Origin of the sequence: Apilactobacillus xinyiensis, from assembly GCF_019656235.1 — a bacterium.
GTDB lineage: Bacteria > Bacillota > Bacilli > Lactobacillales > Lactobacillaceae > Apilactobacillus > Apilactobacillus xinyiensis.
Map to the genome: position 1 here is coordinate 63,003 of NZ_BPLL01000002.1, position 22,138 is coordinate 85,140.

Here is a 22,138-nt window from a genome sequence, read left to right on the forward strand (position 1 = left end):
AGCTCCCTACTCTTTAGGAGCTTTTTTTATTTTAGCTAAATCTTGCAAATACTCTAAAGTGGCTTCATTAGAGGTATAAGCAATATCTAGAAAAACCATTTTATCTTTAACGTAAAAATCGCTTAAAACAAAGTTATAAGAATAGTCAGAGTTATGGTTAACAAAGTTAAAGCTATTTTTAATATTTTTTAATAACTCTTTCTGATTTAAACATTGACTATACTCAATGCAATATGAATAAACATACACACTTCTACCCCATACTTTAGAAGAGTTGTTAGTTGGAATAAATTTGAATTCATTATTTTTTATATCGTGATTAACATGTTGTATAACTTTCATCAAAAATTCATCAGATAACTTACGATTTAAATTTTGTATGCGTACATATTTTCTGAAAATTAAATATCTATAAATTAAAAATAAAAATGTAATTAAAAAAATTGCTACGTATAATTTAATAATAATAAATTCCCCCTTAATTAAGTATAAATTATCATACATTTACCAGAGTTATCAGTGCTATACTTATAATATATTATATGATAAAATTTAAACAGAATGTTGTGTATAAAACAGCAATTGTACGGTTTTAAAAAGCTTACAAAAGGAGAATTAATTAATATGATTTTTAAAGTACTATATCAAGAAAATAAAAAATCTAACCCTAAAAGAGAGTTTACTAAATCAATGTATTTAGACTGTGACACTGAAGTAGAAGCTAGATACTTAGTTGAACAAAATACTGATCACAATATCGAATTCATTGAACCCTTAGAAGGTAACCATTTAGATTACGAAAAGAAAAATCCAGATTTTAAAATTACGGAGTTTAAATAATTATGAAAAAACTAAACGTCAAAAATAACGAAACCGCTATTTATGGCGTTGGTGGACTTGGCGAAATTGGTAAAAATACCTATGGTGTACAATTTCAAGATGAAATCATTTTAATTGATGCTGGAATCAAGTTCCCTGAAGATGAACTATTGGGAGTAGACTATGTTATTCCCGATTATCAATACCTTCTAGAAAATAGAAATAAGATTAAAGCATTAGTTATTACCCACGGACATGAAGATCATATAGGTGGTGTACCCTACCTATTGAAAGATTTAAATGTTCCAGTCTACGCAGGACCACTAGCGCTAGCATTAATAAAAAACAAATTAGATGAACATGGATTATTAAAGACAGCTGAACTTCATGAAATTAATCCTAGCTCAGTGTTAAGATTTAAGAAAACTAGTGTTTCATTTTTTAGAACTACTCACTCTATTCCAGATACTTTAGGAATAGCAGTGCATACACCTTCTGGAGTTATCGTCCAAACTGGTGATTATAAATTCGACTTAACACCGGTTACACATCAACCACCTGATTTACAAGAAATGGCAAGATTAGGTGCTGAAGGTGTTCTATGTTTAATGTCAGATAGTACAAATGCTGAAAGACCCGTCTGGACAAAATCTGAAAGATGGGTTGGTAAATCAGTTAAACATATTTTTGATGAAGTTACTGGTAGAATTATATTCGCTACTTTTGCATCAAATATCTCTAGAATTAAGACTGCGTGTGATGCCGCACTAGCACATGGAAGAAAAATTGCCGTATTTGGTAGAAGTATGGAAGCTGCTATTGTTAATGGTAAAGAACTAGGATATTTAGATGCTCCAGATGATACATTTGTGGATGCCTCTGAACTTCAATCATTGCCTGCTGATAAAACACTTATTTTATGTACAGGATCTCAAGGTGAACCCATGGCTGCGTTATCTAGAATTGCTAACGGAACTCATCGTCAAATTTCTATTCAACCAAACGACACGGTAGTCTTTTCTAGTAACCCAATTCCTGGTAACACAGTTAGTGTTAACCGAGTTATCAATGAATTGGAAGAAGCCGGTGCAAACGTAATACATGGTAAAATCAATAACATTCATACTTCAGGACATGGTGGACAAGAAGAACAAAAATTAATGTTGCGATTAATGAAACCAAAATTCTTTATGCCAATTCATGGTGAATATAGAATGTTAAAAATTCATACTGAATTAGCTAATCAATGTGGTGTCCCATTTGATCATAGTTTTATAATGCAAAATGGTGACGTTTTAGCATTAACTAAAGATACTGCAAGAATAGCCGGTCACTTTGAAGCCGGTGATGTCTATATAGATGGTGATGGCGTTGGAGATATTGGTAGTGTTGTTTTACATGACCGTCAGCTCCTTTCTGAAGAGGGCCTAGTTGTTGTAGTGGCTACCATTAATTTAAGTGATCAAGAAATACAATCTGGTCCTGACTTGTTATCTAGAGGTTTTGTTTACATGCGTGAATCTGGTAAATTGTTGGATGAAGGTCGTCGCTTAGTATTTAGAACTATAAGAAAAGCTATGCGTAATAAGCATGCTAATGAATCGACTATTAGAAATGCAATTATAGATGACTTACAAGAATTCTTATTTGATAAAACAGAAAGACACCCTCTTATATTACCAATGTTAATTATGCACAATCACTAGTTAATATATTTCTTTGGCGAATTCTGATTAGAATTCGCCTTTTATTTTAGTAACTAAAGGAGTGTTTTCTCGTTGCAACCCAAAAAATATTTAGTTGTACTAAACGAAAAAGCAAACAGAGGACAATCTAGCAAGGACTGGGAAGAAATAAAACTGGAATTAGAGAAACTTCATTTAAAATATACGTTATTAAGTTCTAAATATCACGGTCACATCAAAACTGTGCTTTCTCAAAACTTACTAGACATGTTTGAACAAAATAAAATTCCTAATTGCATTATTGTAATTGGCGGAGATGGAACAATTAACGAAACCATAAACGGTATTAAAATTGCTCAAAGAAAAAATTCTAAAATAACAGACATTCCAATTGGAGTTATCCCAACTGGTTGTCGAAATGAATTTATTAAATCTGCTAAGATGGAAATAAATAAAAAAAACGCGTTAAAAAAAATAATAAACTGTAAAGAAAAACACTTGAAAAAAATTGGCTATTTACATGAGCAGAAAAATAACGAAAACAACTTTTTTATCAATAAAGCTCAAATTGGAATGCAAGACTATAAAAATGACGAGAAAAAATCTAAGTTAAAAAATAGCTTAAAAAAAGTTTTTAGTTTAGTTCCAATTATGTATAATTTAACCAATTTTCCCCTAATATTAAATTCAAACAATCGTATTCATAAATTTCCTAAAGTATTTTCAATTAAAATAATTAACAATTCTAATTTAATTAAAGATTTAGAAGTAGAAATATTTGAAAGAAAATACTTTATTCAAAATATACTATTAATAATACTTTGGCTATTTAATTACAAAATAATAGGTAAAAACTATCACAAATATAAAATAGTTTTTGCACACATTCAAATTCCATCATTGGAATATGGATATGTAGATAACGAAAAAATTGGAACAAAGTTTTATGATGTTTCAATTGGCAGCATTCAGTATCCATTTATATATTAAAAAGCACTTCAAATTATTTGAAGTGCTTTTTAATTATCCTAATCTAACAAAACCAAAAACTAATCCAATCAAACCACATAATCCTAAACATAGTAAAATAAGAGCAGATATTTTTTCTGAAGAAGTAAAAACTTTCATTGAATTATTATCATTTTTTTGCAAATAATAATAAACTGGAATTCCACAAGCAAACAATAACATTGTAAGCAATAAGTAATTAATTCCAGCAGCATATATTAACCAAATAGAATATATACTAGATAAAATACCAATAAAAATATTTTTTTTGCGATGATCAAATCTATTCTGTAAAGAATATTTTACTTGATAAAAAGAAGAGAATGCATGTGGTATTAAAGAGGCTGAACTAGCTACAGAAAAGAAGAAGTTGTAAGCTTTATCAGCAAACAAGAATGATAACATGAATAATTCAATTACTACATTAGTAAAAATTAAAGAATTAATTGGTGCTCCATTTTTATTTTCCTTAGAGAATATTTTAGGAAAAGTGCCCACTTTAGAAGCTTCATAAGGTAACTCTCCAGCAAACATCGTCCATGATAACCATGCTCCTATAACTGAAACAATTAATCCAAAGTTAACTAAGATTGCTCCCCACTTACCAACTATGGATTGCAATAGATACCCCATTGCTGGTTGCGGTAAGTTCGCTAATTGGGCTTGTTTCATTACACCAAAAGATAAAATTGTGACTAGCATATATAGTAAAGCAATAATTACAATACCTAATACTGTAGCTCGACCAATATCTTTTCTATTTCTAGCACTACTAGAGAAAACTACTGCTCCTTCAATTCCGGCAAACACCCATATAGTAACTAACATAGTACTTTTAACTTGTTGCAAAACACTACTAAATTCAAAATGACCACTACTGGTTAACCAAAAATCAGAAGTAAAAACGTTCATTTTAAATGATACTATCAATATTAAAATAAATAAAAATAATGGCACTAATTTAGTGATAGTTATAATAGTGTTAACAAAAGATGCCGATTCGACACCCTTTAAAATCATAAAATGGCAACCCCATAAAAAGCAAGAAGCTACTATAATCGAATAAATATTCTGTCCATTACCAAATATTGGGAAAAAGTATCCCATAGCACTCATTAACAAAGTAGCATAACTTACATTACCTAATAATACTGATAGCCAATATCCCCATGCAGCATTGAATCCCATATATTTTCCAAAACCAGCTTCAGCGTAACTATATATACCAGCTTGTAAGTCTGGCCTTTTCATTGTTAAGTTTTGAAAAGAAAATGCTAATGATAACATACCTATACACGTTATAATCCAACCAATTATTATGGCACCAATGCCTGCATTCATCGCCATATCATGCATTAAGTTGAATACTCCGCCACCAATAATCAATCCCATAACCAAGCCTGCTAATTCAAGTAAACTTAGTTTTTTCTTAGAGCGACTCATTATAAATCCCCTTTTTTATAAAATTAACACAACTAAAGTATTATAACGTATTTTCTTATTTTTGTTACATAGTATTTTAAACAAAAAAAGTTTACAAACTTAATTTGTAAACTTTTTTACTTAAGTATATTATTAATTGCATCTAATTCATCAGCACTAAATTCTATATTATCAAGTGCCTTTAAATTATTGTTTAGATGGTCTACAGTAGAAGCTCCAGTTACAACACTAGTAACTATATCTTTGTTGAGTAACCAAGCTAGCCCCATTTGAGCTAAAGATTGATTACGTTGTTTAGCTATATCATTTAATTGATTTAGCTTATTAACTATTTCTTGCTTACTATTTAAAACAAAACTATTACTCCAGTGTAATTTAATGTCATCAGGAATGCCTTTTAAATATTTATCAGTTAACAATCCTTCAGCTAATGGACCATAAGCAATTAACCCATTATTACTTTTTTTAAGAGCATCAATAGTTCCATCAGTTTCTGTCTCTCGATTCAACATATTATAAGAAACTTGATTAACAACAAATGGAGTATGCATTTCTTTAAAGTATTTAGTTATTTCTCTAGTTTGCTCACCATTATAATTGGATATTCCAACATATAATGCTTTACCAGATCTAACTATTCCATCTAAAGCAGCTGCCGTTTCTTCAAGATTAGTATTTGGATCAAATCTATGACTGTAATAAATATCTACATAATCTAATCCCATACGTTTTAAAGAAATATCCAGAGCAGCTACTAAGGTTTTCTTAGAAGAAAAAGATCCATATGGTCCAGGCCACATATGATATCCAGCTTTAGTTGTAATAATCAATTCATCACGATAAGGTTTTAAGTCTTTTCTGTAAACCTGACCGAACATTCTTTCAGCAGCTCCAGAACTAGGACCGTAGTTATTAGCTAAATCATAACTAAAAATTCCTTTATCAAAAGCTTCTAACATAACTTTTTCACTATCTTTAAAATTGGCATCATCGCCATAACTATGCCACATTCCAAAAGAAATTGCAGGTAATTGTAATCCAGAATTGCCTGCTCTACGTACCTTTATATTATCATAACGAGAATCACTTGCTTTATACATAAAATTCTCCTCCAATCATCTTACACTTAAATTGTATATTTTAATATGAAAGATAGTCAAGCAAAAAAGAGCACTAATTCAAGCGCTCTTTTTATCTAAATAAATGTCCAACTGACTTATTTTCATTGATAAGTTTAATAGCGTCAGCAAATAAACCACTAACACTAACTACATCTAATTTATTATTCATTTTTTCTTCAGGAATAAAAATAGAATCGGTCAAAACTACATGGTCAATTTGTGAATCGTTAATTCTGTCAGAAGCATTTCCAGATAGTACTGGATGCGTTGAAACGATGGAAACTGATTTTGCGCCATGTTCCTTTAAGACATCAGCTGACATAACTGATTTAACACCACTGTCAACAATATCATCAACAACTATTACATCTTTACCATTTACATCACCAATGATAGATGTAGGAATGTTTTCTAAATTATTAGGGTCACGATTATCAATGATGGCAATTGTTTGATTGATCAAACCTGCAAAGCTTCTTGCACGTGCAACTCCATCATAGTCTAAAGACACAACTACTGAATTGGATAAATCATAGTGGTGTTCCAGATGCTTAGCTAATAACTTTTCAGCCTTTAAATGATCCACTGGAATGTCAAAAAATCCTTGAATTTGAGGAGAGTGTAAGTCTAGAGTAATTACTCTAGTAACACCTGCATTTTCAAAAAGTGAAGCTAACATTTTAACTACAATTGGTTGTCTAGATCTATTTTTATTTACTGATCTTGAATAGCTGTAATAAGGAATAACTACATTTATTGACTTAGCACTTGTTCTTCTTACTGCATCAACCATAATCATTAATTCCATGATATTAGTGTTAATTGGATCACTTAATGATTGAATTATATAAACTTCATCCCCACGAATACTTTCATCAATAGTTATTTTAATTTCACCATCACTAAAATGATTTATAGTTGCCTTCCCTAACAGAATGTTTAAGTGACTTGAAATTTTGTTAGCAAGCTCTTTGTTTGAATTTAAAGTAAATAATTTTAAATTATTAGAATCTTGTTTATCCATAATCTCCTCCATAAGACAAAATCAAATTATTTTTTCATAAACTGACTAGGTGCAATCCCATCCATTCCAATCATTGGATCTATTGAATTACTATTTATCAACTCATTAGTAAGAACCTTATCCTTATGACCTTCATAAACATTGTCTATATTATGATACGTTGCTTTATTTTTTTTATCAACAATTTTTTTTATTCTTAATCCTAAAGTTGTATTTCGATTAACCGCATTGTTTTGTATACATTTCACGAATGAATTGTAATTCCCTAACATTATCAGCATATCTGATGCTCTAGTAATAGCTGTGTATAATAAATTTCTCTGCAACATTCGATCAAATTGTGGAACTATTGGCAATATAACCATTTTAAATTCACTCCCCTGTGACTTATGAATGGAAGTACAATATGCCAAAGTAAATTGTTCCCAATCTTTTCGATCATAAGTAACATCGTTTTGATCAAAAGCAATAGTAATTTTATCATTATTAGAATTAGAACCACGCTCTATTTCAATTATTTTGCCGATATCACCATTATAAATATTATTTTCCGGACTATTAACTAACTGAATTACTTTGTCGTTAACTCTATACATTGTTCCTCTAAATTCAACATTATCTAAATCATCAGATTTAGGATTCATAATATTTTGAATAATTTCATTCAAACGATTTATACCAGCTTCACCTCGATACATGGGTGCAAGAACCTGCATATCATTAGAATTAAAATTACGTTGTTTAGCTCTAAGAACAATTTGATTTATAACAGATTGCATTTGTAAAGAACTACATTGAATAAAGCCACGATCCGGTTTCTTTTCAGTTAAATCTTTAGGAATTTCACCATTTTTAACACTATGAGCTAAATCAATGATTGTTGAATTGGCATCTTGACGATATATATTATTTAAATGTATACCAGGTAATAAATTAGAATTTAACAAGTCATGAAAAACTTGTCCCGGACCTACTGATGGTAATTGGTCTTCATCACCTACCAAAATTACTTTCATATGGCTGGGTACTGATGTTATTAGCAGTTTAAATAAATCAACATCTACCATCGACATTTCATCAACTATTAATAAACTACCTTCTAGCTCCTGCTCAACATCATCATTTTCGTAACTGTTAAGTCCTAATAATCTATGAATGGTATTAGCAGGCAATCCTGTTGATTCACTCATTTTCTTAGCTGCTCTTCCAGTTGGTGCCGCTAATAAAATTGGAAAATTTTCTTCCTTATAATCATTAATATTAAGTGATACATTATTTAATTCCGCAAATAAATACACTAATCCCTTAATTATGGTAGTTTTTCCGGTTCCTGGTCCACCTGTTAGTAAAAATAATTGTGAATTAATTGCTGCTTTCAAAGCATTAGCTTGTGATTGATTATAATTAATGTGTAATTTTTGCTCAATGCTTTCAATTTTAGCATCAATTGATTTATTATCAGACTTATTTGTATCTTCATATTCAAGTAAACTTTTAATTTTTTCAGCTATTTGCCATTCATAATTATAAAGCCTAGATAAATAGATGCGATCATCTTCACCCACAATTTTACCATCTTTAGCTAAGTTAATTAGTTCTTCAGCTAACAATTCTCCATCAACTTGATCATATCCACTACTATTTAAGATGTCTAAGGTCGTACTTAACAATGGTTCTGTAGTAGTATACGTGTCACCATTTTTTATAGATAATTGATTTAGAGCTGTGACTAGCCCAGCTCGTATTCTACCTGGATCATTAAATGAAATACCATTTTTTTGCGCAATAACGTCAGCTTTTTTAAAACTAATTCCCTTGATATCTTCTACCATTTTATATGGATTTTGTTTTAAAATCTCCAAAGTATCGCTTTTATAAGCATTAAAAATTTTAGCTGCCGTTTGGTTCCCAAAACCATAACTATTTAATCCAATAATAATTTGCTCAGTTCCATTGTTTTCTTTAATACCTTCAATAATAGTGTTAACTTGCTTTTTACTAAGTCCAAGTTGATTTAAAACATTACTATCATTTAATATTTGATTAATTGTACTAGTACCTAATGCACGTACAACAGTTTGTGCAGTTTTTTTACCTATTCCGGGAAAATTATCACCTGATAAATAAGCAATCAATCCACTTTCAGATGTAGGTGTATTATTCTCATAGTTTTGAGCTTGAAACTGATGACCATATTTAGGATGATTAATTACTTTACCAAAGAACTTATATTCATTGCCTTCTATAATCTCACCAAAGCTACCAGTAACTACTATTTCATCTTCATGCCATTCAAGGTTAGTATCAATTATATGCACTAAAATAACTTTATAAAAGCTATCGTTACTCTCAAAAAAAATAGTAGAAACTTTACCTTCAACATAAAGAACACCGTTATCATTGCTTGAATCGTTTAATGAAAATAAATCCATTGCTTCAGCCATGGTAAACCAGTCTCCTTCTATTATTTTTGTTTAGCCTTAATAAATTTCTCAATATCTGCTAGTCTATTTTTACTTTTTTCAAAATATTTTGGATCATATTCTTTAGCTTTAACAAAATAATCATTAAAGTCTTCATCATTCATCATTGCAGTTAATCCTCTTTCAAAATACGCTTTACCATTTTTTGAATCTGCTTTTATAACTGCATCTAAAAAACCAGCAGCTTCTTTAAAATTACCTAATGCTATTAGACTTTCACCCAGTATATAGTTAATATCAGGATTTTGTCTACGCATACCTTGAGCAGTTAAAGCAAATACAACAGCACGTTTATAATCGTCCTTAGACATGTAGCTTTGTGCTAGCATCATATATGCATCAAACTTCAATTTATCATCATTAACTTTACTAAATTGTTCAATAGCTTTATCAAAATCTCCAGCGCTATAATAAACATTTCCCAAACCATAAAGCAAAGTGTTTTTAGCTTTTTTACTACGATCAGCAAATAATCCCAATGCTTTCATCATTAATTCTTCAGCTTGTGTATAGTTGTGTAATTCAACTAAAAATGCACCTAGTTCATAGTAAGTTCTATAATCATGAGGATGCTCATCAATTCCCTTAACTAATTTATGTAGGGTTTCATCAGCTTGTTTTTGTTTTAATTCGCGTTCTTGTTCAATTTTATCATGTTGAGATTTCATGTTTTTAGTATTTTCATCCATTTTAATGTCACCTCGAGTTTTTATATTAAGTCAGTTTTGTTTAGACTTCTAGCTAAATAATCCGTATAATTCCACTTCAATAATTTAAATGTTTTACCATTATCATGGGTTTCTAAAATTGTAGTACTGGTATTAGCAAGTCCCCCACGATGTCTAAGCTCAGCAATCGGTGTACCTAATAAAGAATTAATCAAAGCATTCAAAGCTGCTCCATGACTAACAATCATAATATTATCATTATCACTATAGTAATTAGATATAGATTTTATAGCTGGAGTCATACGATTAATAACATCTTCAAAACTTTCACCATTAATCTCATCAGCATTATATTTATCTGGGTGGTTTCTAAAGTTTTCAAACTCATTAGGATACATTTTAGCTACATCTGAAAATTTCATACCTTCCATTTTTCCTAGATTAAATTCTTTTAAGCGACTTAAAAGTGTAAGCCTAGGGGCGTCATCCATTTTATCAAGTATTGTTTTTGCAGTTATTCTAGCTCTTTTTATAGGGCTTGCATAAGCATGTGCAAATGTAGTTTTATTTAAAAATTTTGCTAAGTCTTTAATTTCATCAAAACTTTCTGGAAGCAATTCAGAATCCCCACCAGCTCCTTGATAGCGACTTTCCAAGTTCCATTCAGTTTTACCATGTCTAATAAAATATAGTTTCAAATTAATCCCTCGTTGAAAATTATTTATATATACATTATCCCAGTTTAAAGGTTTAAATTCAAAATTAAAAAGGCATTGTTTAAAAACAATCCCTTTTTTTCATTTTAAATATATTGTAGTTCTTTATCATTTTGATATGCTGCATCGATAATGGCTGAACCTAAACATTCTTCACCATCATAGAATACTACCGCTTGTCCTGGAGTAACAGCTCTAGCAGGATCATCAAAAGTAACTTTTAATGATTTTCCATCATCATTTAAATGTACTGTAACTCCACAATCTTTTTGGCGATAACGGAATTTAGCAGTACAACGAAAATCATTTCCACGATTTGATATATCATTAATCCAAAAAATATCGGAGGCAACTAAATAATCAGCATATAAATGCTTATTTTCATAGCCTTTACCAACGTATAAAATATTTTTAGATAAATCTTTACCCACAACGAACCATGGTTGATTATCAATTCCGTCACCACCGATACCAAGTCCTCTGCGTTGACCAATCGTATAATACATAAGACCATCGTGAGTTCCCTTTACTTCACCATCAAAAGTCATCATTTTACCAGAAACTGAAGGCAAATAATTGCTCAAGAAAGACTTGAAGTTTTTTTCACCAATAAAACAAATTCCCATTGAGTCTTTTTTATCAGCTGTAGCTAAGCCAGCTTCTTTAGCAATTTTTCTAACATCTGGTTTATCCATGTTTCCAATCGGAAACATAACTCGATCCAATTGATCAGCAGAAAGTTGACTTAAGAAATAAGTTTGATCTTTATTATCATCACTACCTCTAAGTAGATGATTATGACCATCTTCATCTCTAGTTAGACGTGCGTAATGGCCAGTAGCAATATAATCAGCACCTAGTTCAAGTGCATAATCCAAGAAAGCCCTAAATTTAATCTCTTTATTACAAATTACGTCAGGATCAGGAGTTCTACCCTTTTTATATTCGTCCAAGAAGTACGTAAACACTCTATCCCAATATTCTTTTTCAAAGTTAACTGAATAGTAAGGAATTCCAATTTCTGAAGCTACCTTAGCCACATCTTTATAGTCTTCAGTTGCTGTACAAACTCCATTTTCGTCAGTGTCATCCCAATTCTTCATAAACACACCAACAACATCGTAACCTTGTTGCTTTAACAAATATGCTGATACAGATGAATCCACTCCACCAGACATTCCAACAACAACACGCGTATTACTATTGTCTTGCATAAAATCACCATCATTTCTTAATATAGATTCTGGAGAATCTACGATTTGAAGGTCGTATAAATTCCAGCATGAAATATAATATCTTATTTAACTTACTAATTGCAAGTGTCTAATATTAAGCTTGGGTAATTACTTCTCTTTCAATAAGATTATTTAATATAAACCTCACTTGATCCACATCACTTTGGTGTTGATCATCTTTGAATATATTAACTTTTTGCATACCATTGCCAGTAACTATAGACATTTTAAATCCACTTAAATCTGCTTTAAATGTTATTTTAATTTTAATACCATTACCATAAGGATTATTTACGTCTAAAGATCTTTCATATAAAAAATTTCCAGCATTAGTTGTATTAAAACCTAAATCTCTTAATGTAAATTTTTTAATATTAGGATTAATTCTATAAGTGGTATTATCACCTAAAAGTTTATTTTCGTTCGAAAACGCCATTATATAACCCTCCTATTTTTTTAATCTTTTAATTATTTTAACAGCACTACCTATAAAAACATCCACGTCTTCAACGGTTGTGTATTGACCAAAACTAATTCTAATCGATTCATTGATTCTGTCACTATCACTACCATACATTGCTTTTAATACATGCGATGGTTCAATACTTCCAGCTGTACAAGCTGATCCACCAGAAACAGCAATTCCATCTAAATCTAAATTAGTTTGCATCAAGTAAGTTGAAATACCCTTAATCCACAAATTTAAGACATGTTGTAAATTATCATGACTTATTTGCCCATTGATTTCAAAATCAATTTTATTATCAATAAAAGCTTGCTCAATTCTTTTTTTGAATTCATAAAATTTTTTATTTAAAACTAATTTATGTTCATTAGTTAAATTGCTAACGGCAGTGGCAAAACCAGAAATAGCAGGAATGTTTTCAGTCCCAGCACGACGCTTTTCTTCTTGGTCTCCACCCTTAATAAAACTAGGAAAATCAATTCCATTTTTGCGATATAAAAAACCTAGCATTTTAGGGCCATTTATTTTATGAGCTGAAGTAGATAACAAATCAATATGATCACGTTTTACGTCAATATCACGAAGTCCATATGCTTGAACTGCATCTGTATGAAATACTGCTTGATGGTCTTTTAATAACTCACCAATTTCATGAATTGGCATTAAACTGCCCACTTCATTATTTCCGTACATTACACTAACTAAAATCGTTTTGTCATTCAAACTGTTTTTTAAATCTTCTAAAGAAATGTTCCCGTTTTTATCAACTGGTAAGTAAGTAACTTCAAAGCCATTATTTTTTAAATATTCAAGTGGTTTTAACACTGCTTCATGTTCTATTGCAGTTGTTATAATGTGATTACCTAAATGTTTTCTAGCTTTAGCCACTTGTATAATAGCAGTATTATCGCTTTCGGTTCCGCCACTAGTAAAAACAATTTCATCTTCATTTGCATTAATACTATTAGCAATAACTTGACGACTATTTTCTAAAATCGTATGTGCATCACGTCCAAAACTATACAAAGTTGATGCATTACCAAAATTATTTTTAAACTTATCATACATATCCTGCAAGACATTATCTGCAATTGGAGTTGTTGCTGCGTTATCCAAGTATACTTTCTTCAATTGTAACCCGCTTTCTACTATTGATTTTTAAATAAATCTAACAACATTTGGGCTGATCTTTTACCAGCTTCAATTATAAATTCATTAAAACTAGTATCAGCATTTTCGTCTCCTACATCAGACATTGCACGCACAACTACATAGGGAGTTTCAAATTGGTTAGCAACTTGTCCTACAGCTGCACCTTCCATTTCACAAGATAAAGCATCAGGGAAATATTTTAAGATATGCTTAATAGTGTCTTTATCAGCAACGAACTGGTCACCAGAAACAATTAGGCCAGTCTTAGTATGCAAGCCTACATCTTTAGATGCATCAATTATTTGTTTAGACCATTTTTCAGATGCTTGGAATCTGAAAGGTTGACCAGGAAGTTGTCCATATTCATAACCAGCTGCTCTGGCATCAGCATCATGATATGCTGTTTCAGTTGACACAACCACATCACCCACTGATAAACCATCACCAATTCCACCTGCAGAACCCGAATTAATAACAACATCTGCATTGAACTTAGTTATAAGTAAAGCGGTTGATAAACCGGCTTCAACCTTTCCAATTCCGGATTTAACTAGAACTACTGATTGATTAAAAATAGTTCCCTCATAAAAAATAATCCCTTTAATATTAACTTCTTTTTTGTTATCTAAGTTATCAATCAAAGTTTTAATTTCTTCATCCATTGCACACAATATACCGAATTTCATAAAAATACTCCTTTATGGATTAAAAAAGAAAAGTATTAAAAATACAATAACAATCCCCATACACAAATATAATATTATCCAATTTAATTTTTTGGAAATTCTATCATGACGGCTGCTTTTTCTTTCTTGATCCATTTCTAAATTTATATTGTTGTCATCTAAATCATTTTCAGTTGATTCAGAAAAGTTGTTTTTGCTATTTTGCTGTTGCTCACGATATTGTTTACGAGTTAATCTTTCATGATTTTCGTTATTATTCATAATCAAACCTCTATTTTTGCAATAATTTCCAATACAAAATAGCCATAATTGTTTTAGCATCTTCAATCTCACCTGATGCAACAAGTTCTTCCACTTCTGATAACGAATAGGCTTTAATATTTAAATATTCACCTTTATCACGTGGTAACTCATCATCAACAGGAACTAAATCTGTTGCTAAATATAAATCCATATACTCATCTGAAAAACCAACTGTAGAGTAAAAACCAGATATTCTGCTTAAATTATTTGCATGATATCTAGTTTCTTCGTTAAGTTCACGAATAGCTGCATCTTCTGAAGAAGTATGATCTCTAGCATCAACTTTTCCAGCAGGAATTTCTAGAGTAGTTTTGCCAATTGGAGCTCGCCATTGCTTTTCAATTAAAATTTTATTATCTTTATTAATTGCTAAAATTCCAACTGCTTTTGCATGGTGTACAACATCTCGAGTGGCTGTTTCTCCATTAGGTAATTCAACAGTTTGTTTTTCAACATTGATAATTGATCCATTATATTTTGGTTCAATTCCTAAAACTTTTTCTTCAAAATCCATTAATATCACCCTTCACTTTAATAAGTTAATTCTAGCGATGTTTAATAAATTTTTCAAATAAAGCAAATACTATTATTCTTCAATCGTTATTTTAACTGCTTGTAATCCTTTTTTACCTTCAGCTACTTGATAAGTAGCTTTTTGACCAATTTGAATATCTTTAGCTTTTTTGTTAATTACAGCTGAAGCGTGAAAAAATACCTTGTTTTTGTTTTCATCTTTTAAAAATCCAAAATCATGTTCAGCATTAAAATTATCTACTTTTCCGTTTATCATAATGTAATCTCCTAAATAAAAAAGCTGGGACAAGTCCCAGTCTTTTTTTAATCTTCAAATCCTTCTGTTGCAGTTTCAGGAAAATCTGTTCTAACAATGTTAGCACAACGTTCACAAAATTCTGGATAATCTTTATCTGAACCTACGTCAGTTTTAATTAAACGACAGCGTGAACAAACTTTTCCATCAGCGTTTTCTACTTTAATAGCTACTTCATCTCTAAAGTTTTCAGCATCTGCTGGTGCATTTTCAATACTATCTAGGTGAAGTTGTGAAACCATTAATACTTGACGAACGTTAGCATCTAATTTATCAAATAATGATTGAGTTCCCTTACTTAGATAAAGTGATAATTTAGCTTCAGAAGCTTTACCAATTAATTTAGCATTACGAGCCTCTTCTAGTGCTTTAAGCACGTCATCTCTTAATGACATAAATTGATTCCAATTATCTAAAGTTTCATCTTCATTATCATAATGAACTACTTCTGGCATTTCAGCAAGTTGAACAAATTCTTCTGGTTCTTTTAAGAACTTCCAAATTTCTTCAGTTGTGTGTGGCAAAATAGGTGTCATTAATTTAGTTAAAGCTACAGCTACCTTGTAAAGAACTGTTTGCATGGATCTTCTAGTTAAGCTATTTTCAGAATCAATGTAAAGTACATCCTTTGCAAAGTCTAAATAGAATGCTGACAAGTCAGCATTGATAAATGCCAATAATTTTTTATTTAAGTTCAAGAAGTCATAGTTATCATAATCAGCTTTAACGTCTTTAACAAACTTATTAAGTTTTACCAACATGTATTTATCAACTGATGATAAATCTTCAAATTCCACTGAATCATTTTCAGGATTAAAATCACTAGTATTAGCTAAAATATAACGCATAGTATTTCTAATTTTCTTATAACTATCGGAAATTTTAACAAAGTTTTCCATAGAAACACGGACATCAGCAGATGTATCTACTGATGTAACCCATAGTCTAACAATCTCAGCACCCATCTTCTTAATAACATCATTAGGAGCAATGGTATTACCTAGTGATTTACTCATTTTATGACCTTTACCATCTAAAGTAAATCCTTGAGAAACTAATTGTTTATATGGAGCAACACCAGCAAATGCGACACTGGTAATTAAACTAGAATTAAACCAACCACGATATTGGTCTGAACCTTCAAGATAAACATCAGCTGGATAAGTTAAATTATCACGTTCTGCACAAACACCTTGGTGTGATGAACCTGAATCAAACCAAACATCCATAATGTCATTTTCTTTAGTGAATTTACCATTAGGAGAGTGTTCACTACTAAAGCCTTCTGGGAGTAAGTCTTTAGCTTCTTTTTCAAACCAAATATCTGAACCATGTTTAGCAAATAAATCAGCTACATGATCAGTAGTTTCTTTAGTGATGATTGGTGTACCATCTTCAGCATAGAAAATAGGTAGCGGAACTCCCCAAACTCTTTGTCTAGAAATTACCCAGTCACCACGATCACGAATCATATTATACAAACGTTTTTTACCCCAACCTGGTTTAAAATCAACGTCATTAATGGCATTTAAAATTTGATCACGAATTTTGTCAACTGAAGCAAACCACTGTGGTGTAGCACGATAAATAACAGGTTTTTTAGTTCTCCAATCAAATGGATAACTATGTTCAATTGGCATGTATTTTAATAAAAGATTCTTTTCTTTTAATTTGTTTAATGAAATTTCATTAGCATCATCATAGAAAACACCTTCGAAGTCTTCGCCGGCTTCTTTAGTTAAATATCCTTTATTATCAACATCTACAAAAATGTCTAATCCATACTTTTTACCAACATTGTAGTCATCTTCACCAAATCCTGGAGCAGTATGAACTAACCCAGTACCAGTATCAATCGTAACAAAGTCACCTAGCATAGTTAGAATCTTACGACTTGAATCAAATGGATGTTCAGCTAATACACCTTCCAATTCTTGTCCTTTAACTACCTTAAGTGTCTTATAATTTTCCCAACCAAATAATTCGGCATCTTTTTCTAATAGTTCACTAGCAATAACAAATTTACGATCATCGCCTTCAGTTTGAACAACTGAGTAATCAAAAGAAGCATCAATTGTAATGCCTTCAGAAGCTGGAATTGTCCATGGAGTAGTAGTCCAAACTACCATATAAGTGTTGTCTTCATCTAAAACACCTTTACCATCAATAACTTTTTCAGCATAAAAAGCAGAAGGCGATGTAATATCATGATATTCAACTTCAGCTTCAGCCATGGCTGATTCAGAAGACCATGACCAAATTACTGGTTTTTTACCTCTGTAAATTAAACCTTTTTCAGCCATTTTACCAAAAACTCTAATTTCAGCAGCTTCAAATTCAGGTTTTAAAGTTAAATATGGATTATCCCAGTCACCAGAAACACCTAGACGTTTGAATTCTTCTCTTTGTTTGTTAACTTGTTTTAAAGCATATTCATGACATAATTTTCTGAATTCATTAGGAGACATTTTTTTACGGTCATAACCAGCTTGAGTTAGTTTTTGTTCAATTGGTAAACCATGAGTATCCCAACCAGGAACATAAGGGGCTCTAAAACCATTCATAGATTTATATCTAACAATAAAATCTTTAGAAATTTTGTTCATGGCGTGTCCCATATGAATATCACCATTAGCATATGGAGGTCCATCATGAAGTACAAAACTTGGTTTGCCTTCATTTAATTTTTGTCTTAATTGATATACTTTATTTTCTTCCCAAGCTTTTTGTCTTTCAGCTTCTTTTACAGGAAGATTTCCACGCATTTTAAACTTAGTTTTACCTAAATTTAAAGTATCTTTAATTCTCATAAAATTTCCTCCTTCTAATGGATAACATGATTCTAAACAAAAAAGACCTCGTCATAGGGACGAAGTCTTTCGTGGTACCACCCAAGTTTAGAATTCAATAATTCTCTCTTTAAAAATTGATAGTTTTGCAGAATTAACTGCAGAGATGATCTGAAAGTAATAAGTGACAACTAGCCTCACACCAATCACTAGTTCGCTTAACTATGTATTTATTACTAACTTTCTGTTCTCTATATCAAAATAATTATTTAATTATTTTTAAAAGTTCCATCAGGATAAAATGTAGTAGACATTACTTCATTACTATTATTAGTAAACACTATTTCATTATCATTAGATGAATCCTCACTATCATATTCTATACTGTTAACATTTGAAATGTCAATATTATTAACGAAATTATTTGCATCATCTAAACTAGATTTTAAGTTTGATGCTACATCCTCAATTCTAAAATTGTTAACAAAATTAAAATAATCATTAGAAAATTGTTTTATTTTTTTAACAAAAATATCATTTTTTGAAACTATATCATTATTAAGCATAATTAATTTTTTAGTTTGTTTTGAAGAATTATCAATAACTTTATTGGCCTTTTCATTAGCTTGATTGATAATATTTCTAGATTTTAACATTGCTTCTTCTGTAATTTCTTTAGCATTTTTTTCTGAATTCTTTTTCAACTTATCCGCTGCTTCCTGAGCAACTATTATAGATTGATTTAAAGAATCTTTAACAGAATCAAAATACTTTAACTTTTTGTTGATAATGCTGTTTTCAGACTTTAAGTCATTATTTTCTTTTAAAATTAATTGATAATCTTTAATAATTTGATCTAGAAAATCATTAACTTCATCTATATTATATCCACGCATTTTAGTAGAAAATTCCTTATCATGTATATCCTGAGGACTCAAAACCATAAAAGTTCACACTCCATTCATTTATTTCTTATAATTAAAATGTTTAACTTCATTCTACTCTTTTTAGTATAACCATCAAAACTAATAATTTTAAACCTACCATAACCACGAACTGAAACCATATCATAAAGGCTAGCATCTAAATTAGGTTTATTCACTAGTTCCCAATTAAAATGAACTAAACCATGTATAATTAAATCCTTCGAGTTTTTCCTAGGCATATTAAAAACATTTGAGATTAAATTATCTATTCTTAAAGAAGTAGTTGTACAAAAAATATTTCTGTTAGTATTAATTTTATGCTTTAATTCCAAATTAAAATCAATTTTATTTACTTGAACATTAATTTTATCAATTTTATTTAAATTTAAGCAAATATAACTAGAAATACTTTTTGAGCATAAAAATTGCCATCTAGTACCATCTGAAATAATGTCTCCAACAACATCTCGATTGATTCCCAAACTCATTAAACTTCCTAAAATTTGATTGTGTTTAATATTTGCAAATTTTTCTGGATACTTAATTTCACAAAGTTCGATTTCAAAATCACTTTTTTTAGGTTCATAGTATTTTGGATATACTAATGTTCTTAACATTTCAGCATCTTCAAACCCACCATATGATTTAAAAGATAAATCTTCATAAGAATTAACAATAGTTTTTAAAATATAATTTTGTCTAGGATTAATAAAATTAGTTAAGATAGGGCGATATTGAATTGATGCTTTTTGCACAATATCATTAATATAATCAATAAATGGAATCTCGTTTTTTCTAAAATGTTGGATAATTTTATCATTATTCATTGTATTATCATCTGAAAATAATTTAATAGCATTCTTGTTATTTGTATGATAATGATTGCAATCACTGGAGAAAAATCCACCATTCCAACAACAGCAAATTTAAATAATGATTCAAATGGATAAATTATTTTACTTATAAATTGACCAAATTTAGAGTAAGTAGCACCGGGTAAGAAAGTCATTAAGGCGTTTAACACAATTGCAACCATGTATAAAAATAACAATTTATCTAAGAGATACATAAGATTGTTTAAAATAAACATTAAAATACCCTCCTAACGAAATTGTTCATCAAGTCCTTTTTTTACATCTCCGGAAACAGTAAAATCATGTGGTGTAAATAGAAAGACCCTGTTAGATATTCTTTCTATACTTCCATTTATGGTAAATACTACTCCGTTTAAAAAGTCAATAATTCTTTTAATAGATTCATTATCAGCACTGTCAAAATTTATAACTACTGCATTGTTATCAACTAATTTAGAAGCAATTATTTTAACGTCAGAATAAATTTTAGGTTCAAAAACCGCAATTTTACTCTTTTTATTAACTTTCTTGTCAATAGAAACTACTTTCCCAGAATTATAATTAGGAGTTTCTTCAACATTGTCTTTTTCTTCATTATCATCCATTCCAAAAAAGTTACTAAAACTAAATTTACTAGACATATATAATCACTCCAGTTGAATAAATCAATGGTTATTTTTTACCTCGAAATTTAAAGAATGGAGGTAAATCTTCATCTTTGCTATTATTATCCACATTACTTGAATTTTGAACAGAGTCATCAGCATCAAAAGGATCAAATTCTTGTTTTTTAACGTTTCTAAATCTATTGTCATCGCTAGGTTTTTCTTTTATATCCCAATTGTTTAAGGGATCAGTTAATTGATTATTATCTTTTAATTCATTGGAATGCTCATTAGTATTATTGTTACTAGGTGAAACAATATTATCATATTGATTATCATTACTACCACTAATAGCAGTCTTATTTTTTTGATCAATTCCCGTAGCAATTACTGTAACTCTGACTTCATCACCTAAATCTTCATCAATAGAAGTACCAAAAATAATGTTAACATCGTTAGTAGCTGCTTGAGACACAATATCAGAGGCGTCTTGAGCCTCAAATAAAGATAAATCAGGTCCACCAGTAATGTTTAGTAACACTTGTTCAGCACCATCTATAGAAACTTCAAGCAATGGTGATGAAATTGCTTTTTTAGTAGCATCGGCAGTCCTATTTTCGCCATTAGATGATCCAATTCCCATTAATGCAGAACCTTGATTTTGCATAACAGTTTTTACATCGGCAAAATCTAAGTTTACGTATCCGGGACTAGTAATTAAGTCAGATATACCTTGTACACCTTGTCTTAAAACATTATCTGCTTCTTGAAATGCTTCCATCATTGGTGTTTTTTTATCAACAATTTCTAACAATCTATTATTAGCAATAATAATTAGTGTATCAACATTTTCTTTTAAAGCGGCAGTTCCCTCAGCAGCATATCTAGAACGCTTAGGACCTTCAAAAGTAAATGGTCGTGTAACTACCCCGACTGTCAATGCTCCTTGATCTTTGGCTATTTTAGCAACTATAGGTGCGGCACCATTACCAGTACCACCACCCATTCCGGCAGTAACAAAGACCATGTCAGCACCTTCTAGAGCTTGAGCAATAGCTTCTTCACTTTCTTCAGCAGCTTTACTACCTACTTCAGGATTAGAACCAGCACCAAGACCCTTAGTTAATTTAGGTCCTAATTGAATTTTAGTTTCAGCATTAGATGTACTTAAAGCTTGCACATCAGTATTAGCTACAATAAATTCTACCCCTTTAACATTTTCTTTAATCATTCGATTAACAGCGTTACTGCCACCGCCACCAACTCCAATTACTTTAATTTTTGCGCCATGATTTTCGTTTGAATCTAGTGAAAATTCCATTTTAA

At 30.4% G+C, this 22,138-nt stretch carries 23 protein-coding genes; 3 read left to right on the forward strand and 20 right to left on the reverse strand.

Going from position 1 to position 22,138, the window contains the following annotated elements; all coding sequences use genetic code 11:
* Nucleotides 1-6: 6 nt before the first annotated feature.
* On the reverse strand, nt 7-342 hold the full coding sequence (locus tag K5Q11_RS01070) for a hypothetical protein (RefSeq protein WP_220750922.1): 336 nt from the start codon (nt 340-342) through the stop codon (nt 7-9).
* Nucleotides 343-624: 282 nt separating this feature from the next.
* On the opposite strand from K5Q11_RS01070, the gene K5Q11_RS01075 reads away from it, so the two are divergent.
* From K5Q11_RS01075 to K5Q11_RS01085, 3 genes are all read left to right on the forward strand, one after another.
* Nucleotides 625-840: a DNA-directed RNA polymerase subunit epsilon gene (locus K5Q11_RS01075; protein WP_220750923.1), complete on the forward strand. Its 216-nt coding sequence runs from the start codon at nt 625-627 to the stop codon at nt 838-840.
* Between the two features lie 2 nt (nt 841-842).
* A complete protein-coding gene (gene rnjA / locus K5Q11_RS01080) occupies nt 843-2,525 on the forward strand; it encodes a ribonuclease J1 (RefSeq protein ID WP_220728196.1) in 1,683 nt (560 codons plus the stop codon).
* A gap of 72 nt (nt 2,526-2,597) precedes the next feature.
* Complete coding sequence (locus tag K5Q11_RS01085; RefSeq protein ID WP_220750924.1) at nt 2,598-3,494, forward strand: acylglycerol kinase family protein; 897 nt, start codon at nt 2,598-2,600, stop codon at nt 3,492-3,494.
* Between the two features lie 33 nt (nt 3,495-3,527).
* On the opposite strand, the gene arcD is transcribed toward K5Q11_RS01085, so the two are convergent.
* From arcD to ftsZ, 19 genes are all read right to left on the reverse strand, one after another.
* The gene (arcD, locus tag K5Q11_RS01090; RefSeq protein ID WP_220750925.1) at nt 3,528-4,955 is read right to left on the reverse strand and encodes an arginine-ornithine antiporter; all 1,428 of its coding nucleotides are present in this window, start codon (nt 4,953-4,955) and stop codon (nt 3,528-3,530) included.
* 116 nt (nt 4,956-5,071) lie between these two features.
* Entirely contained in the window at nt 5,072-6,055 is a 984-nt protein-coding gene (locus K5Q11_RS01095) for an aldo/keto reductase (RefSeq protein ID WP_220750926.1), read from the reverse strand.
* 91 nt (nt 6,056-6,146) lie between these two features.
* Complete coding sequence (locus K5Q11_RS01100) at nt 6,147-7,103, reverse strand: ribose-phosphate diphosphokinase (RefSeq protein WP_373311472.1); 957 nt, start codon at nt 7,101-7,103, stop codon at nt 6,147-6,149.
* A gap of 23 nt (nt 7,104-7,126) precedes the next feature.
* Nucleotides 7,127-9,544 (reverse strand): SF1B family DNA helicase RecD2, encoded by a 2,418-nt coding sequence (gene recD2, locus K5Q11_RS01105; protein WP_220750928.1) that lies wholly within the window; start codon nt 9,542-9,544, stop codon nt 7,127-7,129.
* Nucleotides 9,545-9,564: 20 nt separating this feature from the next.
* The gene (locus K5Q11_RS01110; protein ID WP_220728202.1) at nt 9,565-10,272 is read right to left on the reverse strand and encodes a tetratricopeptide repeat protein; all 708 of its coding nucleotides are present in this window, start codon (nt 10,270-10,272) and stop codon (nt 9,565-9,567) included.
* 20 nt (nt 10,273-10,292) lie between these two features.
* Entirely contained in the window at nt 10,293-10,949 is a 657-nt protein-coding gene (locus K5Q11_RS01115) for a histidine phosphatase family protein (RefSeq protein WP_220750929.1), read from the reverse strand.
* 104 nt (nt 10,950-11,053) lie between these two features.
* Complete coding sequence (gene mnmA, locus K5Q11_RS01120) at nt 11,054-12,181, reverse strand: tRNA 2-thiouridine(34) synthase MnmA (protein ID WP_220750930.1); 1,128 nt, start codon at nt 12,179-12,181, stop codon at nt 11,054-11,056.
* Nucleotides 12,182-12,296: 115 nt separating this feature from the next.
* Nucleotides 12,297-12,638 carry a DUF1831 domain-containing protein gene (locus K5Q11_RS01125; protein WP_220728205.1) on the reverse strand — a complete coding sequence of 114 codons (342 nt, stop codon included), beginning with the start codon at nt 12,636-12,638 and terminating at the stop codon, nt 12,297-12,299.
* Nucleotides 12,639-12,650: 12 nt separating this feature from the next.
* Nucleotides 12,651-13,799 carry a cysteine desulfurase family protein gene (locus K5Q11_RS01130; RefSeq protein WP_220750931.1) on the reverse strand — a complete coding sequence of 383 codons (1,149 nt, stop codon included), beginning with the start codon at nt 13,797-13,799 and terminating at the stop codon, nt 12,651-12,653.
* Between the two features lie 17 nt (nt 13,800-13,816).
* A complete protein-coding gene (locus K5Q11_RS01135) occupies nt 13,817-14,506 on the reverse strand; it encodes a 5'-methylthioadenosine/adenosylhomocysteine nucleosidase (RefSeq protein ID WP_220750932.1) in 690 nt (229 codons plus the stop codon).
* A 12-nt stretch (nt 14,507-14,518) separates the two neighbouring features.
* Nucleotides 14,519-14,767 carry a hypothetical protein gene (locus tag K5Q11_RS01140; RefSeq protein ID WP_220728208.1) on the reverse strand — a complete coding sequence of 83 codons (249 nt, stop codon included), beginning with the start codon at nt 14,765-14,767 and terminating at the stop codon, nt 14,519-14,521.
* A 10-nt stretch (nt 14,768-14,777) separates the two neighbouring features.
* The gene (locus tag K5Q11_RS01145; RefSeq protein WP_220728209.1) at nt 14,778-15,323 is read right to left on the reverse strand and encodes an NUDIX hydrolase; all 546 of its coding nucleotides are present in this window, start codon (nt 15,321-15,323) and stop codon (nt 14,778-14,780) included.
* 72 nt (nt 15,324-15,395) lie between these two features.
* Complete coding sequence (locus tag K5Q11_RS01150; RefSeq protein WP_220750933.1) at nt 15,396-15,599, reverse strand: cold-shock protein; 204 nt, start codon at nt 15,597-15,599, stop codon at nt 15,396-15,398.
* A gap of 47 nt (nt 15,600-15,646) precedes the next feature.
* The gene (ileS, locus tag K5Q11_RS01155) at nt 15,647-18,448 is read right to left on the reverse strand and encodes an isoleucine--tRNA ligase (RefSeq protein ID WP_220750934.1); all 2,802 of its coding nucleotides are present in this window, start codon (nt 18,446-18,448) and stop codon (nt 15,647-15,649) included.
* Between the two features lie 248 nt (nt 18,449-18,696).
* Nucleotides 18,697-19,371 carry a DivIVA domain-containing protein gene (locus K5Q11_RS01160; protein ID WP_220750935.1) on the reverse strand — a complete coding sequence of 225 codons (675 nt, stop codon included), beginning with the start codon at nt 19,369-19,371 and terminating at the stop codon, nt 18,697-18,699.
* A gap of 17 nt (nt 19,372-19,388) precedes the next feature.
* The gene (locus tag K5Q11_RS01165) at nt 19,389-20,180 is read right to left on the reverse strand and encodes a YlmH family RNA-binding protein (protein ID WP_220750936.1); all 792 of its coding nucleotides are present in this window, start codon (nt 20,178-20,180) and stop codon (nt 19,389-19,391) included.
* Nucleotides 20,177-20,443, reverse strand: a complete 267-nt coding sequence (locus K5Q11_RS01170; RefSeq protein ID WP_220750937.1) for a YggT family protein — start codon at nt 20,441-20,443, stop codon at nt 20,177-20,179. The genes K5Q11_RS01165 and K5Q11_RS01170 overlap by 4 nt, the downstream gene beginning before the upstream one ends.
* 12 nt (nt 20,444-20,455) lie before the next feature.
* Nucleotides 20,456-20,848, reverse strand: coding sequence for a cell division protein SepF (locus K5Q11_RS01175; protein WP_220750938.1), 393 nt, complete (start codon nt 20,846-20,848; stop codon nt 20,456-20,458).
* A 31-nt stretch (nt 20,849-20,879) separates the two neighbouring features.
* On the reverse strand, nt 20,880-22,133 hold the full coding sequence (gene ftsZ, locus K5Q11_RS01180; protein WP_220750939.1) for a cell division protein FtsZ: 1,254 nt from the start codon (nt 22,131-22,133) through the stop codon (nt 20,880-20,882).
* Nucleotides 22,134-22,138 lie beyond the last annotated feature (5 nt).